The sequence below is a fragment of the Citrobacter sp. Cb080 genome, from assembly GCF_030334745.1.
Lineage (GTDB): Bacteria > Pseudomonadota > Gammaproteobacteria > Enterobacterales > Enterobacteriaceae > Citrobacter > Citrobacter braakii.
The window spans coordinates 22,240-37,918 of the sequence record NZ_JAOWDG010000069.1; the positions used below are offsets into that span (position 1 = coordinate 22,240).

Annotated in this window: 15 protein-coding genes; 1 reads left to right on the forward strand and 14 read right to left on the reverse strand. The window is 53.4% G+C overall.

What is annotated here, in order from left to right:
• Positions 1-5: 5 nt before the first annotated feature.
• From lipA to OGV38_RS12785, 10 genes are all read right to left on the reverse strand, one after another.
• The gene (lipA, locus tag OGV38_RS12740; RefSeq protein WP_003022702.1) at positions 6-971 is read right to left on the reverse strand and encodes a lipoyl synthase; all 966 of its coding nucleotides are present in this window, start codon (positions 969-971) and stop codon (positions 6-8) included.
• Positions 972-1,177: 206 nt separating this feature from the next.
• Positions 1,178-1,819: a lipoyl(octanoyl) transferase LipB gene (lipB, locus tag OGV38_RS12745; RefSeq protein WP_269517727.1), complete on the reverse strand. Its 642-nt coding sequence runs from the start codon at positions 1,817-1,819 to the stop codon at positions 1,178-1,180.
• 96 nt (positions 1,820-1,915) lie between these two features.
• A complete protein-coding gene (gene ybeD, locus OGV38_RS12750) occupies positions 1,916-2,179 on the reverse strand; it encodes a DUF493 family protein YbeD (RefSeq protein WP_003022706.1) in 264 nt (87 codons plus the stop codon).
• 106 nt (positions 2,180-2,285) lie between these two features.
• Positions 2,286-3,497 carry a D-alanyl-D-alanine carboxypeptidase DacA gene (gene dacA, locus OGV38_RS12755; protein ID WP_003022711.1) on the reverse strand — a complete coding sequence of 404 codons (1,212 nt, stop codon included), beginning with the start codon at positions 3,495-3,497 and terminating at the stop codon, positions 2,286-2,288.
• 142 nt (positions 3,498-3,639) lie between these two features.
• Positions 3,640-4,749, reverse strand: a complete 1,110-nt coding sequence (gene rlpA, locus OGV38_RS12760; protein WP_286473423.1) for an endolytic peptidoglycan transglycosylase RlpA — start codon at positions 4,747-4,749, stop codon at positions 3,640-3,642.
• Between the two features lie 10 nt (positions 4,750-4,759).
• Positions 4,760-5,872 carry a peptidoglycan glycosyltransferase MrdB gene (mrdB, locus tag OGV38_RS12765; RefSeq protein ID WP_006685529.1) on the reverse strand — a complete coding sequence of 371 codons (1,113 nt, stop codon included), beginning with the start codon at positions 5,870-5,872 and terminating at the stop codon, positions 4,760-4,762.
• Between the two features lie 2 nt (positions 5,873-5,874).
• Entirely contained in the window at positions 5,875-7,776 is a 1,902-nt protein-coding gene (mrdA, locus tag OGV38_RS12770; protein WP_016152233.1) for a peptidoglycan DD-transpeptidase MrdA, read from the reverse strand.
• A gap of 30 nt (positions 7,777-7,806) precedes the next feature.
• Positions 7,807-8,274, reverse strand: coding sequence for a 23S rRNA (pseudouridine(1915)-N(3))-methyltransferase RlmH (rlmH, locus tag OGV38_RS12775; protein ID WP_003022725.1), 468 nt, complete (start codon positions 8,272-8,274; stop codon positions 7,807-7,809).
• A 3-nt stretch (positions 8,275-8,277) separates the two neighbouring features.
• On the reverse strand, positions 8,278-8,595 hold the full coding sequence (rsfS, locus tag OGV38_RS12780) for a ribosome silencing factor (protein ID WP_003022728.1): 318 nt from the start codon (positions 8,593-8,595) through the stop codon (positions 8,278-8,280).
• A gap of 254 nt (positions 8,596-8,849) precedes the next feature.
• The gene (locus OGV38_RS12785) at positions 8,850-9,461 is read right to left on the reverse strand and encodes an adenosylcobalamin/alpha-ribazole phosphatase (RefSeq protein ID WP_269517721.1); all 612 of its coding nucleotides are present in this window, start codon (positions 9,459-9,461) and stop codon (positions 8,850-8,852) included.
• Positions 9,462-9,557: 96 nt separating this feature from the next.
• On the opposite strand from OGV38_RS12785, the gene cobD reads away from it, so the two are divergent.
• Positions 9,558-10,652 (forward strand): threonine-phosphate decarboxylase CobD, encoded by a 1,095-nt coding sequence (cobD, locus tag OGV38_RS12790; protein WP_269517720.1) that lies wholly within the window; start codon positions 9,558-9,560, stop codon positions 10,650-10,652.
• Here the strand turns inward: cobD and nadD are convergent.
• The 4 genes from nadD to leuS are packed head-to-tail and all read right to left on the reverse strand — an operon-like array spanning position 10,627 to position 15,491.
• Positions 10,627-11,268, reverse strand: coding sequence for a nicotinate-nucleotide adenylyltransferase (nadD, locus tag OGV38_RS12795; protein WP_087121840.1), 642 nt, complete (start codon positions 11,266-11,268; stop codon positions 10,627-10,629). The genes cobD and nadD overlap by 26 nt on opposite strands.
• A gap of 1 nt (position 11,269) precedes the next feature.
• On the reverse strand, positions 11,270-12,301 hold the full coding sequence (gene holA / locus OGV38_RS12800; protein ID WP_286473429.1) for a DNA polymerase III subunit delta: 1,032 nt from the start codon (positions 12,299-12,301) through the stop codon (positions 11,270-11,272).
• Complete coding sequence (lptE, locus tag OGV38_RS12805; RefSeq protein ID WP_016152238.1) at positions 12,301-12,894, reverse strand: LPS assembly lipoprotein LptE; 594 nt, start codon at positions 12,892-12,894, stop codon at positions 12,301-12,303. The genes holA and lptE overlap by 1 nt, the downstream gene beginning before the upstream one ends.
• Positions 12,895-12,908: 14 nt before the next feature.
• Positions 12,909-15,491: a leucine--tRNA ligase gene (gene leuS / locus OGV38_RS12810; protein WP_286473432.1), complete on the reverse strand. Its 2,583-nt coding sequence runs from the start codon at positions 15,489-15,491 to the stop codon at positions 12,909-12,911.
• Positions 15,492-15,679 lie beyond the last annotated feature (188 nt).

Below are 15,679 nucleotides of genomic sequence, written 5' to 3' on the forward strand. Positions count from 1 at the left end.
CACGATTACTTCACTTCCAGCCCTTTGGCCTGCATGTCAGCATGGTATGAAGAGCGCACGAATGGACCGCAAGCAGCGTGGGTAAAGCCCATAGCCATGGCTTCTGCTTTCATCTCATCGAACTCATCCGGGCTTACATAGCGTTGAACCGGGAGGTGATGGCGGCTTGGCTGTAAATACTGCCCCAGCGTCAGCATGGTCACGCCATGGCTGCGCAGGTCGCGCATAACCTCAATGATTTCAGCATTGGTTTCACCCAGACCCACCATCAGACCCGATTTGGTCGGAATCTCCGGGTGCGCTTCCTTGAAGCGTTCCAGAAGCTTCAGCGACCAGTTGTAGTCAGCCCCAGGGCGTACATTACGATAAATACGCGGTACGTTTTCGAGGTTGTGGTTAAACACGTCCGGCGGCGTGGCTGTGAGGATATCCAGCGCGCGATCCATACGGCCACGGAAGTCAGGCACCAGCGTTTCGATTTTAATCGACGGGCTTTTCTCACGAATCGCGGTGATGCAGTCAGCAAAGTGCTGAGCGCCGCCGTCACGCAGATCGTCGCGGTCAACGGAGGTAATCACGACATAGCGCAGCGCCATGTCCGCAATCGTCTGAGCCAGTTTTAACGGCTCGTTGGCGTCAGGAGCAACCGGACGGCCATGGGCAACGTCACAGAATGGGCAACGGCGAGTACAGATTGCGCCGAGGATCATAAAGGTTGCTGTTCCGTGATTGAAACATTCAGCCAGGTTAGGGCAGGAAGCTTCTTCGCAGACAGAGTGCAGGCCATTTTTGCGCATTGCCGCTTTGATGCCCTGGATGCGAGTGGAGTCCGCTGGCAGTTTTATTTTCATCCATTCCGGTTTACGCAGCAGGGCTTCACGCTCTGTTGCCACATTTTTTACCGGGATAAGAGCCATCTTATCGGCATCGCGGTATTTAACACCGCGTTCCATCACAATGGGTTTACTCATAGCTTGCGTGTTCCAGTTGCGAATTACGAAGGAAAGCGTTTCAATTCAAGGGAATGTTGCATTTATCAACTATTTTTGAATTAGTGATACGCAGTATATCATTGAAACGGGCCAGAAAGCAGCCTGACAGGCTGGCAAAATGTAAAATAGTTGTTGTTTTGTGCCATTTGCCACAACATATGCCGTGGCAAAGTATGACCGTATTTTCAGTCCGCGATGTACTCGTGCGGTGGGTTACCCAACAGCGCGAGAATGTTGGCCAGCAGGCGGGGGCGAATGCTCTCGGTCGTGGCTGTGCTATCCCACTGCGATACTTTCGCCATCTCCATTCCGGCATAACCGCAAGGATTGATTCGCAGGAAAGGTGACAAGTCCATATCCACGTTGAGCGCTAAGCCGTGAAATGAACATCCTTTACGGATACGTAATCCCAAAGAGCAGATTTTCTTCACACCCACGTATACGCCAGGCGCATCGGCTCGCGGGTGGGCGTCAATGCCGATTTCGGCAAGGGTATTCACGACGGTTTGCTCCAGCAGCGTAACCAGTTCGCGCACGCCAAGTTTACGACGCTTCAGGTTCAACAGCACATACATGACCTGTTGGCCTGGCCCGTGGTAGGTCACCTGACCGCCACGATCGCTCTGGATCACCGGAATATCTCCCGGCATCAATACGTGCTCAGCTTTACCTGCCTGACCCTGGGTGAAGACAGGATAATGCTCTACCAGCCAGATTTCATCATGACTGTTTTCATCACGGGTATCGGTAAATTCATGCATGGCCAGAGAGACTGGTTCGTAAGGTTGAAGACCGAGCTGGCGGACCAGAATTTTATCCTGATACAAAACGGCATCTCCGTAGAGAATGTTAAGGAGGGGAAAAGTATATCACAGGGGGGAGGGGTTACCCGAGCGGGGATGCAGCGGGTAACCGACAGGTTTTTACAGCACCATGCGTACGATATCGATATTGCCTAATTCTTCGTACAGCGTTTCAACCTGCTCAATGTGTGTAGCAGTGATGGTGATTGAGACCGAGTGGTAGTTGCCTTTGCTGCTCGGTTTTACCGTCGGAGAGTAATCACCTGGCGCATGGCGCTGTACCACTTCAACCACCTGATCAACCAGCTCAGGCAACGCCTGCCCCATTACTTTGTAAGTAAATGGAGTAGGGAATTCAAGCAGTTCGTTAAGTTTGGTTTTCATGTCAGCTCCGGCGTTACATCAAAAAATAATAACTCCCACTGCGCGTGGGAGTTATCTGGATACCTAGTATATGGGGACGTAAATCACACTTTCAAGTGTTCAATTTTTAGCCAAACCAGTGATGGAACATTAATTTAATGTAATCAATGATTTTCCCAAAGAAGTTGCCTTCAGGGATTTCCTGCAGCACCACCAGCGGGCGCTGTTCAATGGTTTTGCCATCCAACTGGAAGTTGATAGTGCCGACAACCTGGTTTTTCTGCAGCGGGGCGTGCAGTTCAGTGGTGTTCAACACATAGCTGGCTTTCAGGTCTTTCATGCGGCCGCGCGGAATGGTCAGGTAGACGTCTTTATCAACGCCTAACGACGCACGATCGGTGTTACCAAACCAGGCGGGTTCTGAGGCAAATTCTTTACCCACTTTCAACGGGTTCACGGTTTCGAAGAAACGGAAGCCCCAGGTCAGCAGTTTTTTACTTTCGGTTTCTCGGCCTTTATAGGTGCGACCACCCATAACGGCGGAGATCAGACGCATCTGGCCTTCGGTTGCGGATGCAACGAGGTTATAGCCAGCCTTATCGGTGTGACCGGTTTTGATACCGTCGACATTCAGGCTGTTATCCCACAGCAGGCCGTTGCGGTTTAACTGACGAATGCCGTTAAAGGTGAACTCTTTTTCTTTATAGATAGAGTATTCGTTAGGCACGTCGCGAATCAGAGCCTGACCAATCATCGCCATGTCGCGAGCCGAGCTGTACTGACCGTCAGCATCGAGACCATGAACGGTCTGGAAGTGGGTGTTTTTCAGGCCCAGCGCATTCACATAGCTGTTCATCAGGCCGACGAAAGCATCCTGGCTACCGGCTGCGAAGTCTGCCATCGCCACGCACGCGTCGTTTCCGGATTGCAGGTTAATACCACGGATCAGCTGAGAAACAGGAACCTGCATGCCTGGCTTGAGGAACATCAGCGATGAACCTTTGAAGACCGGGTTGCCCGTAGCCCATGCGTCATTGCCGACGGTGACCAGATCGGTTTCTTTGAATTTCCCGGCTTTCATCGCCTGGCCGATGACGTAGCTGGTCATCATTTTGGTCAGACTGGCGGGGTCGCGGCGAGTGTCTGCGTTCTGTTCTGCCAGAACTTTACCTGAATTGTAATCAATCAGGATATACGACTCCGCATCGATCTGCGGAACACCCGGGATCATGGTTTTAATATTCAGGTCATCGGCATGGGCAGCAGAGAGAGAGGCTGCGCAGAGAGCCGCGGTGAGCGCCATACGCTGCACGAAACGAGCGGAAAAAGTGGTCTTCATGGTCTGAACTACGACGTCCGTGATGAAATTAAAAAAAGTGCCCTACTATAGCAAATGCAAAACTGGCAGGCATCTGACTTTCCGCGTGACTTTGTTAATGTCATTTACAGAAACTGACAGTTCAGATACCTGATTTACGTTATTACACGCCGGTGATGAAGGACTGTAATTGCGCCTCGGATTGAAGACGCTGCTGCAATGTGGAGGCTTCAGCTTTGCTGGCAAACGGCCCCATCTGGATACGCCAGACTGCGCCGTTTTGTACCACCCGGCCAGGAACGCCAAACTGCTGGCTTAAACGCTTTTGATACTGCTGCGCGCGCGACTGCTCGCTGACTGCGCCAACCTGAACCACATAGCGTCCGTTGGCAGTTGCCGCAGGCGCAGGGGCTGTGACGGCTGCTGGTGTTGTTGCCGGCGCGGTTGACGTGACCGGTGCGGTGGTTGTCGATTGCGGCGCCGGAGTCGGCTCGCTGCTTTCCAGCACGCCTGATGCGAGCGTGGTTGGCGAACCGAGGAATCCACTGCTGTTTACTGGCGCACCGGTTGGGTCATCGCTTTTCAGCGTGGAATTACTGATCGGACGAATATCGCCTTGCGGCTGACCTGCATCTGATGGCGAAGGCATGCTTCCCATATTGCCGCCACCGCTTAAATCAGGACGCGCAGGCAAGGCATAAGTTTGTTTCGCGACAGTGGTACAAGCCATACCCGGTCCGGACAATGAACCATCCTGGGCGACGATGATTGGGTCGATACGCACTTTAGTATTGTTGGAGGTGTTCAGACGATCGGCTGCGGCACGCGAAAGTGAAATCACGCGATCGTTGCCATAAGGCCCGCGATCGTTAATGCGCACGACGATCATCCTGCCGTTCGCCAGATTGGTAATTCTGGCATAGCTGGGGACTGGCAGCGTCGGATGCGCAGCGGTCAGCTGCATCGGATCGAACGCTTCGCCAGACGCGGTTAAGTTGCTTCCTGGTTCCGCATCATAGATAGCGGCAAGTCCGGCCTGGCTAAAGCGGGAGGGATCCTGCACGATTTTGTAGCTTTTACCATCACGCTGGTAGTCCTGATTCGCCGTTGGGTTCAGGGGTTCAAAGCGCGGATCGGCCCCGCTGATTTCAACAATCGGACCATTACACACCGCAGGCTGCGGCGCGACAGCAACCTGTTGCTGACCATCATCACTCGAACACGCCGCGAGCATTCCTGCTGCGATGCAGATACCAAGCCACTGCTTACGCATTGCGTACCCCTTACACGCTTTTCGACAACATTTTTCTATGGGTGTGGATCGACATAACAATCCCGAACCCGGCCATCAGCACGATAAGTGCCGAGCCTCCGTAACTGACCAGTGGGAGTGGAACCCCAACCACGGGCAGAATACCGCTCACCATACCAATATTTACGAAGACATAAACGAATAATATCAACATTAAGCCACCCGCCATGACGCGACCAAAGGTGGTTTGCGCGCGGGCAGCGATCCATAATCCGCGCATAATCAGCAAAATGTAGAGCGTCAACAGAATCAAGATCCCCACCAGACCCAGCTCTTCCGCTAAGACAGCAAAGATAAAGTCGGTGTGGCGTTCGGGTAAAAACTCAAGCTGCGATTGTGTACCATGCAGCCAGCCTTTGCCGCGTAACCCGCCGGAGCCAATGGCTATTTTAGACTGAATTATGTGATAACCCGCGCCCAGCGGATCGGTTTCCGGGTCGAGCAGCATCATGACGCGCTGACGCTGGTAATCATGCATCAGGAAGAACCACAGTATCGGGATAAACGCCGCGACCAGAACCACCGCAACGCCGATTAAGCGCCAGCTCAAACCAGAAAGGAACAAGACAAACAGACCGGAAAGGGCGACCAGAATTGAAGTGCCGAGGTCAGGTTGGGCGGCGACCAGCAGTGTGGGCATAAAAATCAGCACCAGCGCAATGGCGGTATTTTTTAGCGATGGTGGGCAAACGTCACGGTTAATAAAGCGCGCAACCATCAGCGGCACGGCGATTTTGGCAATTTCAGAAGGCTGAAAACGCACGATACCCAAATCCAGCCAGCGCTGCGCACCTTTGGAAATGGCGCCGAAGGCGTCTACCGCCACCAACAGAATGATGCAAAAGATATAGAGATAGGGCGCCCAGCCCTCATACACCCGGGGGGGAATTTGCGCCATCACTACCATGATGACCAGGCCCATTGCGATCTGGCCGACTTTGCGCTCCATCATGCCAATATCCTGGCCGCTGGCGCTCCAGATGACCAGTGAGCTGTAAACCAGCAGAGCCAGCAAAATAAGCAACATTGTGGGATCGATGTGGATTTTGTCCCAGAATGTTTTTTTGTTCGGATTATCCGTCACGATTATTGGTCCTCCGCTGCTGCAACCGCTGGGTTTTCCGCAGGCAGATTGGTGTTGTTGTCGCCCAACATAATATGGTCAAGGATCTGGCGCATAATGGTACCCACTGCCGGACCCGCACCGCCGTTTTCAAGGATCATGGCGACAGCGACCTGGGGTTTATCATAGGGGGCGAAGGCCGTCATCAGCTTGTGGTCACGTAAACGCTCGGCGATCTTATGTGCGTTATAGGTTTCATTAGCTTTCAGGCCAAAGACCTGCGCGGTACCGGATTTCGCCGCAATTTTGTAAGGCGCGCCAGCAAAATACTTATGCGCAGTTCCGTTGGGGCGGTTCGCAACACCGTACATACCGTCTTTCGCGATTTCCCAGTAACCAGAATGAATATCGCCAACGGGCGGTTCGTGCGGCTGTACCCACGGCACCTGCTTGCCGTTTTCTGCCGTGCTCATCAACAGATGCGGGACTTTTATCAAACCGTCGTTGATAAGGATCATCAGCGCTTTACTCATCTGGATTGGGGTTGCTGTCCAGTAACCCTGGCCGATGCCGACGGGAATGGTATCACCCTGATACCATGGCTTTTTAAACCGTTTTTGCTTCCACTCGCGGGTTGGCATATTGCCGGAGCGTTCTTCGGCAAGATCGATGCCCGTATATTTGCCGTAGCCAAATTTGCTCATCCACTCTGAAAGCCGGTCAATCCCCATATCATAGGCGATTTGATAGAAAAACGTATCCGCGGACTCTTCCAGAGAGCGGGTGATATTCAGATGGCCGTGCCCCCACTTTTTCCAGTCGCGGTAACGTTTTTCAGAGCCCGGTAGCTGCCACCAGCCCGGATCGAACAGGCCGGTATTGCGGGTGATGACGCCTGCGCTTAACGCAGAAACCGCAACGTAAGGTTTAACCGTCGAAGCAGGGGGGTAAACACCCTGTGTGGCGCGGTTAACCAAGGGGGTGTTCGGGTCATTGAGCAACCCGGAGTAATCTTTACTGGAGATACCATCCACGAACAGATTCGGGTCATAGCTCGGCATAGATACCAGCGCCAGAACGCCACCGGTACGCGGGTCGGTAACCACCACGGCGGCACGACTGCCCGCCAGCAGCGTTTCAATATACTGCTGGAGTTTCAAATCAAGGGTGAGATAGATATCGTGCCCGGCCTGCGGCGCCACTTCTTTCAGCTGGCGAATGACGCGGCCGCGGTTGTTCACTTCAACTTCTTCATACCCGGTTTGGCCGTGAAGCACGTCCTCATAATAACGTTCAATACCCAGCTTGCCGATGTCATGCGTTGCCGCGTAGTTAGCCAGTTTGCCGTCTTTGTCCAGGCGGTCTACGTCTTTATCGTTGATCTTCGATACGTAGCCAATTACGTGGGTCAGCGCAGAGCCGTATGGGTAATAGCGGCGTTTATAGCCTTTAACTTCGACCCCAGGAAAGCGATATTGATTCACGGCAAAGCGTGCGACCTGAACTTCAGTCAGGTTGGTTTTTACCGGAATTGAGGTGAAACGGTGTGAACGGGCGCGCTCTTTTTTAAAGGCAGCAATATCGTCGTCCGTCAGGTCTACGACGTTACGCAGCGCGTCGAGGGTATCCTGAATGTTGTCTACCTTTTCCGGCATCATTTCTATCTGATAAATGGTGCGGTTAAGGGCGAGAGGAATTCCGTTGCGGTCATAAATGATGCCGCGACTCGGCGCGATAGGCACCAGTTTGATGCGGTTTTCGTTCGAACGGGTCTGATAATCAGTGAAGCGAACGATTTGCAGATTATAAAGGTTGGCGATCAGCACGCCAGTTAGCAGCAAAATCCCCAAAAAAGCGACCAGCGCCCGGCGCACAAACAGCGCGGACTCAGCCGAATAGTCGCGAAAAGAATTCTGTAGTTTCATCCGCTGCTTAATCTACTCAAGAATCAATGATCACTCACGGTGATAAGGATGGTTGGTGGTAATGCTCCACGCCCTGTACAGACTCTCCGCAACCAGAACCCGAACAAGAGGGTGTGGAAGGGTTAATGCAGAGAGTGACCAGCTTTGTTCCGCTGCCGCTTTACAGGCAGGAGAGAGACCTTCAGGCCCGCCAATTAACAGGCTAACGTCACGGCCGTCCAGTTTCCAGCGCTCCAGTTCGGTCGCCAGTTGCGGCGTGTCCCAGGGTTTACCCGGGATATCAAGGGTGACGATGCGGTTTTTGCCTGCGGCAGCCAGCATCTGCTCACCCTCTTTGTCGAGAATGCGTTTAATGTCCGCGTTCTTGCCGCGCTTTCCTGCCGGGATTTCGATCAGCTCAAAGGGCATATCTTTCGGAAACCGACGGAGATACTCGGTAAATCCGGTTTGTACCCAGTCAGGCATTTTCGTACCCACAGCGACAAGTTGCAGCTTCACGCATTAACTCCAGAGTTTTTCCAGTTCATACAGGCGACGACTCTCTTCCTGCATCACGTGGACAATCACATCGCCGAGGTCAACGACGATCCAGTCAGCGACATTCTCGCCTTCCACGCCGAGCGGCAGCAGGCCAGCAGTGCGGGACTCCTGAACCACGTGGTCTGCAATAGACATAACGTGACGGCTGGATGTACCGGTGCAGATAATCATGCAATCAGTGATGCTGGATTTGCCCTGAACGTCTAAGGCGATGATGTCTTGACCTTTCAGGTCATCAATTTTGTCGATTACAAAATCCTGGAGTGCTTTACCCTGCAAGTGTTCCCCCTGGGTGAAAAGAGTTAAAAACGTCCGTTAGTATACCTGAACCAGAGGCGATATCGGGACAAATGTCTCCGAATGCGCTTGTGAAGTGCGCTATCATCCCACCCCACGCCACAGAATGCATCGCCATTTTTGTAAAACAATTTCTGCAAAGCTCTGAAGGGCGGGAAAAGTCAGGTTGCGGAGAATAACAGCCTGTCATGGGGTGTCAATGGGAGAGAGGCCCTTCGGCATAAAAAACAGCGCTTTCACTCCCCGTCGCGCCATGCGGCCCGGCTGTTAAGCACTTTCAGAACCGCAAAATCGTCACAAAAATCAATTGCGCTCCAGCAGCCTTGTTCGATGCGGAAATGCCACATTGCCGCAGCGGGCATGGACAGCAGACGGGCGATCAGCACGCTCAGCACGCCTTGATGACTCACCACCAGCAGATTTTGGCACGCTTTATAATCAGCAAGCTGGGCAATGAAACGTTCCACTCGCTGGGAAAACGCCTGAAAACCTTCGCCATTGGTGGGCGTCGCATTCTGCCAGTCGTTACACCATACGGCGTAATTTTCGGCGTCTTCGCGCGCCAGATCGCGATGGTGACGCATTTCCCAGTCACCAAAAAACATCTCATTAAGCTCAGGCATGTTGCGCACAGGAACTTCACGTTCTGCCAGAATCAACTGCGTTGTATGGCGGGCGCGTTCCAGTTCGCTGCACAGAACGTTGTCGACAGGGACATTGCGTAACAGCGTACCCAGCGTTTGCGCCTGAGCGATCCCCCGTTCCGTTAGCGGTGTGGGGGCGTGGCCGCTATATAAACCAGCGACATTGGCTTCGGTTTCGCCATGACGTACTAACCAGAGTCTCATGTTTTCCTCGTGAGGCTATTCGCACAAAATATGATGTTTGCCCTGATTGCGCAGTGATTTTTCACTAAAATACCCTTTTTTACGTGGAGCGGCACGATGTCTTTATTGAAGAGCGCACATGGCGGTAACACCCGAGAAGCCGCCGAATTGTTGGGCATCTTGCCTGAGCAGTTGCTGGATTTTAGCGCGAATATTAACCCGCTGGGTATGCCAGTAAGTTTAAAACGGGCGATTATCGACAATCTGGACTGCACGGAGCGTTACCCGGATGTCGATTACGCGCAACTGCATGCCGCGCTGGCGGAGCATCATCAAATTCCGTCCTCGTGGATCCTGGCCGGGAACGGTGAAACCGAATCCATTTTTACCCTGGTGCATGGCCTGAAGCCACGCCACGCGATGATTGTGACGCCCGGGTTTGCGGAATATCGTCGGGCGCTGCAATGGGGAGACTGTACGATCCATGAGTTTGCGCTGTGCGAAGACGATGGCTGGCAGCTTACCGATGCGATCCTCGATGCGTTAACGCTTGAGCTGGACTGCCTGTTTCTCTGTACGCCCAATAATCCCACCGGGTTGTTGCCCGAAACCCGCCTGCTGCGTGAAATTGCCACGCGTTGTGAGTCGCTGGGGATCGCCCTGATCCTTGATGAAGCGTTTATCGATTTTATTGCCGGGGAGTCGGGGTTTATCCCGTTACTGCACAAGAACCCGCATATTTGGGTGCTGCGTTCGCTCACCAAGTTCTATGCGATCCCGGGACTGCGCCTGGGGTATCTGGTCAACAGTAACGAACAGGCGGTTGCACAGATGCGCAACCAACAAATGCCGTGGTCAATTAATGCGTTTGCTGCCCTGGCAGGCGAGATTATCTTACGCGATAGCGCGTATCAGCGGGCGACGTGGAAATGGCTGGAACAAGAGGGGGAGCGGTTTGATCAACAACTGCAAGATCTGCCCGGCCTGACGGCGTATCCCGGCCGGGCAAATTATCGTTTATTACGCTGCGATCGTGCGGATATTGATCTGCAACTTGCGTTGCTGAAACAACATGTCTTGATTCGCAGTTGCGCCAATTATCCGGGGCTGGATGCGCGCTATTATCGGGTAGCCGTTCGCAGCCAGGAAGAGAATAACCGCCTGCTGACGGCCTTACGCAAGGCGCTTAGCGGTACAGTCCCTGTTGATTGATATAGTCAAGCACCGCGTCTGGCATCAGGTCGTCGCACGGCTCGCCCTTTTCCAGGCGCTCACGGATGAGCGTGGCGGAGATGTTAAACCACGGCGTTTCGGCCAGGTAAATCTTCCCGCAAGGCAGGTTGTGCAGGTCATCTGCTGAATGGGTCAGATGATCCTCCAGCCATTGCTGGTGTTTTTCCTGCGCCATTTCGAGTGGATAGCCCGGACGTCGGCACACGATGAGGTGGGTATTACCCAGAATCGTGTGGTAGTCATGCCAGGAAGGGAAGGTAAGCAGCGAATCCTGACCAATGATAAACGCTAACGGCACGTTCGGGCCTTGCTCCTCGCGCCACTCTTTTAGCGTTTGCGCGGTGTAGGAGGCGGTATCGCGTTTCAGCTCGCGTTCATCCAGGGAAAACAGCGGCTTATCAGCAATGGCCAGTTCAACCATACGCTTACGTTGCTCACCGGACGCTTCGGGCTGCGCACGATGTGGCGGCACGTTATTGGGCATGATGATGACCCGGGAAAGGCCAATCAGATTCGCCAGAATTTCAACCGGTTTAAGATGACCGTAATGCACCGGATCAAAGGTGCCACCGAACAGAGCCTGCAATGATTTCATATCAACCATCAATAAAAACATCGGCCAGCGATTTATGACAGAGCAAAAGGGAAAGCCCCTCAAGTTCCGCCCACACTGACTGACCATAGTCTTGTTTAAGCGTAATTTCCGTACGCGTTAAAAGCGTCACAGCCTGACGCAGTTGCGCCGGGTTCAGCCGGTTTAACGCATCTCCCATCATGCCCCGGCGATTTTGCCACACCCGGTGTTTATCAAACAACGTGCGCAAAGGCGTATGGGCCGACTGCCGTTTTAAGTTAACCAGCAACAGCAACTCACGCTGGATCGTACGCAGCAAAATAACCGGCTCGCTACCTTCCAGGCGTAGCTGCTGCAGAATGTGCAGCGCGCGTTTGCTTTTGCCCATCAGCAGCGCGTCTACCCAGTGGAATGGGGTAAAGTGCGCGGCATCGTTAACCGCTTTCTCTACGCGAGGCAGCGTTAGTTTGCCGTCAGGCCAAAGCAACGCTAATCGTTCCAGCGCTTGCGCCAGTGCTAACAAATTACCTTCATAGCAATAGCACAAAAGCTGATTGGCCGCGTCATCCAGTTGCAGGTTGTTAAGTTTCGCCCTGGCGGCAACCCAGCGAGGAAGCTGTGCTTGTTCCGGTGTCTGACAGCTTACCTGCACCGCGTTATTCGCAAGCCCCGTATACCATGCGGCGTTTTCCTGTACCCTGGTGAGTTTGTTGCCGCGAACCATCAGCAGCAGATCGTCATGTAACAGAGTGACGAGTGACGCGAGCTGTTCATTAATGGCGGCATTAGGGCCATTTTCAGGCAATTGCAGAAGCAGGGTTTGACGGCTGGCAAACAGGCTCATCGCCTGGCAGAGTGAAAATATCTCTCCCCAGTCGGTGCTGTTGTCCAGAGTGAAGGCGTGGTGTTCTTCGAATCCTTGCGTTGCGGCAGCCTGACGGATGGCATCCTGGCTTTCCTGCAATAAGAGGGGATCGTTGCCCAAGAGTAAATACGCCGCGCGCAGCCCTTCATTGAGCTGTGCGCGGAGTTGTTCAGGGTACAACTTGAGCATCAGTTACCCAGCGTGGTGGAGACACGCGCCGGAGATGACGCAGGCGCTGCGGTTTTATTCACCGCAGGCTCAGCATCAGCATTGGATGATTGAGTATCGGCCAGATGTACGCTTGGCAGCTTACGAATCAACTGTTCAGCCGCTTTGTCATACATCTCTTTTATGATCATGTCCTGCTCGTTATCCTTCGCCAGTGCAGCCTGTGGGTTGTCAAAGAACGAACGATAAACTTTGGCGCTGATTGGGTAAATATCATGACCTGGAATCAGCACAGTAGCACTTACGGACATCACCATCTGGTATTCAGCCGTTTGACCGTTCTGGAATACCGATGCCGTATCTTGCGAAAGGCTGACCGCACCCAGACGTAAGGACGTCACATCTTTACGCATGGTACCGTCTTCAAGCAGCGTAACGCCGTTCAGACGCAGCTGATTACGCACCGCGCGGCTTAACGGGCCGTTCGGATCGCCAGAGTTCAGGATCATGGTTTTCATTGAGGGTGGAACCTGCGTAGTACTACGCAGATGCCAGCCACACCCGGCGGTGACAAGCACCGCCAGCGATAACAACAATGTTGTCAGAAGTCGCACGCTTCCTCCCGCGCTTAGCCAACGACCAGATTGAGGAGTTTACCCGGTACATAAATCACTTTACGTACGGTAACGCCATCAAGATATTTTGCCACCAGATGCTCCTGGCCAGCACGTTCACGAACCTGCTCTTCAGTGGCGTTTACCGGAACGGTGATTTTGCCACGTACTTTGCCGTTTACCTGAACCACAACCAGCGTTGAGTCTTCAACCATTGCTGCTTCGTCCGCCACCGGCCACGGTGCGTTGTCGATATCGCCTTCGCCTTTCAGCGCCTGCCACAGGGTGAAGCAAACGTGTGGGGTGAACGGGTTGAGCATGCGTACAACAGCCAGCAATGCTTCCTGCATCAGGGCTCTGTCCTGCTCGTCTGCCTGCGGTGCTTTCGCCAGCTTGTTCATCAGCTCCATAATCGCCGCAATCGCGGTGTTAAAGGTCTGACGACGACCGATATCATCGGTGACTTTAGCAATGGTTTTATGCACGTCGCGACGCAGCGCTTTTTGATCTTCGCTCAACACATCAACGTTCAGGGCAGCAACATCTCCCTGGGACGTATGTTCGTAAACCAGTTTCCAGACACGTTTCAGGAAGCGGTTCGCCCCTTCAACGCCGGATTCCTGCCATTCCAGCGTCATATCAGCCGGAGAAGCGAACATCATGAACAGACGTACGGTGTCGGCGCCGTAGCGTTCAACCATGACCTGCGGGTCGATACCGTTATTTTTCGACTTGGACATCTTGCTCATGCCGGTATACACCAGTTCATGGCCTTCTGCGTCCTTAGCCTTGACGATACGACCTTTTTCGTCACGCTCAACGATGGCATCAACCGGAGAAGCCCAGTTACGTTCGCCGTTGGCGCCAACGTAGTAGAACGCATCGGCCAGAACCATCCCCTGACACAGCAGCTGTTTAGCTGGTTCATCAGAGTTGACCATGCCTGCGTCGCGCATCAGTTTGTGGAAGAAGCGGAAGTAGAGCAGGTGCATGATGGCGTGTTCAATACCGCCAATGTAGATATCAACTGGCAGCCAGTAGTTCGCCGCGTCGGAATCCAGCATACCTTCCTGATACTGCGGGCAGGTGTAGCGCGCGTAGTACCAGGACGACTCCATAAAGGTATCGAAGGTGTCAGTTTCACGCAGCGCAGGCATACCGTTAACGGTGGTTTTCGCCCACTCCGGATCGGCTTTGATTGGGCTGGTAATGCCGTCCATGACTACGTCTTCCGGCAAAATAACCGGCAGTTGGTCTTCTGGCGTTGGCAGGACGGTACCGTCTTCCAGCGTCACCATCGGAATCGGCGCGCCCCAGTAACGCTGACGGGAAACACCCCAGTCACGCAGACGATAGTTAACTTTACGCTCACCCACGCCTTTAGCTACCAGCTTGTCAGCAATAGCGTTGAAGGCCGCTTCGAAGTCGAGGCCGTCAAACTCACCGGAGTTAAACAGCACGCCTTTTTCGGTCAGCGCTTGTTCAGACAGATCCGGCTCTGCGCCTTCAGCAGTCAGAATTACCGGCTTGATGGTCAGGCCATATTTGGTCGCAAATTCGTAATCGCGCTGATCGTGACCCGGAACGGCCATAACTGCGCCTGTACCGTATTCCATCAGCACGAAGTTTGCCGCCCAAACCGGGAGCTCTTCGCCAGTTAGCGGGTGAACGGCTTTGAAACCAGTGTCGACGCCTTTCTTCTCCATGGTCGCCATTTCGGCTTCAGCAACCTTGGTGTTGCGGCATTCGTCAATGAAGGCAGCCAGTTCTGGGTTATTTTCAGCGGCTTTCTGCGCCAGCGGATGACCTGCAGCAACGGCCAGGTAGGTCGCACCCATAAAGGTGTCCGGGCGTGTGGTGTAGACGGTCAGCGTGTTGTCGTAACCGTTCACATCGAAGGTGATTTCCACGCCTTCAGAGCGGCCAATCCAGTTGCGCTGCATCGTTTTCACGGTGTCAGGCCAGTGATCCAGATTATCCAGGTCGCGCAGCAGTTCGTCAGCGTAAGCGGTGATTTTGATGAACCACTGCGGGATCTCTTTACGCTCAACTTTGGTATCGCAACGCCAGCAGCAGCCGTCGATAACCTGTTCGTTCGCCAGTACGGTCTGGTCGTTTGGGCACCAGTTAACGGCAGACGTTTTCTTGTACACCAGCCCTTTTTTGTACAGCTCGGTGAAGAACTTCTGTTCCCAGCGGTAGTATTCCGGGGTGCAGGTCGCCAGCTCACGGCTCCAGTCGTAACCGAAACCCAGCATTTTGAGCTGGTTTTTCATGTATGCAATGTTGTCATACGTCCACGGTGCCGGGGCGGTGTTGTTTTTAACCGCAGCGCCTTCGGCAGGCAGGCCGAACGCATCCCAGCCAATTGGCTGAAGTACGTTTTTGCCCAGCATGCGCTGATAGCGGGCAATCACGTCGCCGATGGTGTAGTTACGGACGTGGCCCATGTGTAGTCGACCAGAAGGATAGGGAAGCATAGACAGGCAGTAATACTTCTCTTTGCTCTCGTCTTCGGTAACTTCAAATGTGCGCTTCTCATCCCAGTGAAGCTGTACTTTGGATTCTATCTCTTCCGGGCGGTATTGCTCTTGCATGGCAGCCAGTGGTCCTGTTTTCAATACAGCTACAAACGTAGCTCTAGATGTGGTGTTTTAGATCCGCATAGCATAGCCCAAACGCCCGCGCCAAAACAGCCTTTCGCGCATTCAACGTTGAATTCCCGTAAGGATAATTCTTGCACGAATTTACACACTCTGTGGACAGTCTTGCAAAGCGTAGCGTA

Excerpts from the sequence above, each read along its gene's own strand:
- lipA (WP_003022702.1), bottom strand. The coding sequence starts at position 971 with ATGAGTAAACCCATTGTGATGGAACGCGGTGTTAAATACCGCGATGCC.
- ybeD (WP_003022706.1), bottom strand. The coding sequence starts at position 2,179 with ATGAAAACCAAACTTAACGAACTGCTTGAATTCCCTACTCCATTTACT.
- dacA (WP_003022711.1), bottom strand. The coding sequence starts at position 3,497 with ATGAAGACCACTTTTTCCGCTCGTTTCGTGCAGCGTATGGCGCTCACC.
- rlpA (WP_286473423.1), bottom strand. The coding sequence starts at position 4,749 with ATGCGTAAGCAGTGGCTTGGTATCTGCATCGCAGCAGGAATGCTCGCG.
- mrdA (WP_016152233.1), bottom strand. The coding sequence starts at position 7,776 with ATGAAACTACAGAATTCTTTTCGCGACTATTCGGCTGAGTCCGCGCTG.
- OGV38_RS12785 (WP_269517721.1), bottom strand. The coding sequence starts at position 9,461 with ATGAGACTCTGGTTAGTACGTCATGGCGAAACCGAAGCCAATGTCGCT.
- cobD (WP_269517720.1), top strand. The coding sequence starts at position 9,558 with ATGTCTTTATTGAAGAGCGCACATGGCGGTAACACCCGAGAAGCCGCC.
- nadD (WP_087121840.1), bottom strand. The coding sequence starts at position 11,268 with ATGAAATCATTGCAGGCTCTGTTCGGTGGCACCTTTGATCCGGTGCAT.
- holA (WP_286473429.1), bottom strand. The coding sequence starts at position 12,301 with ATGCTCAAGTTGTACCCTGAACAACTCCGCGCACAGCTCAATGAAGGG.
- leuS (WP_286473432.1), bottom strand. The coding sequence starts at position 15,491 with ATGCAAGAGCAATACCGCCCGGAAGAGATAGAATCCAAAGTACAGCTT.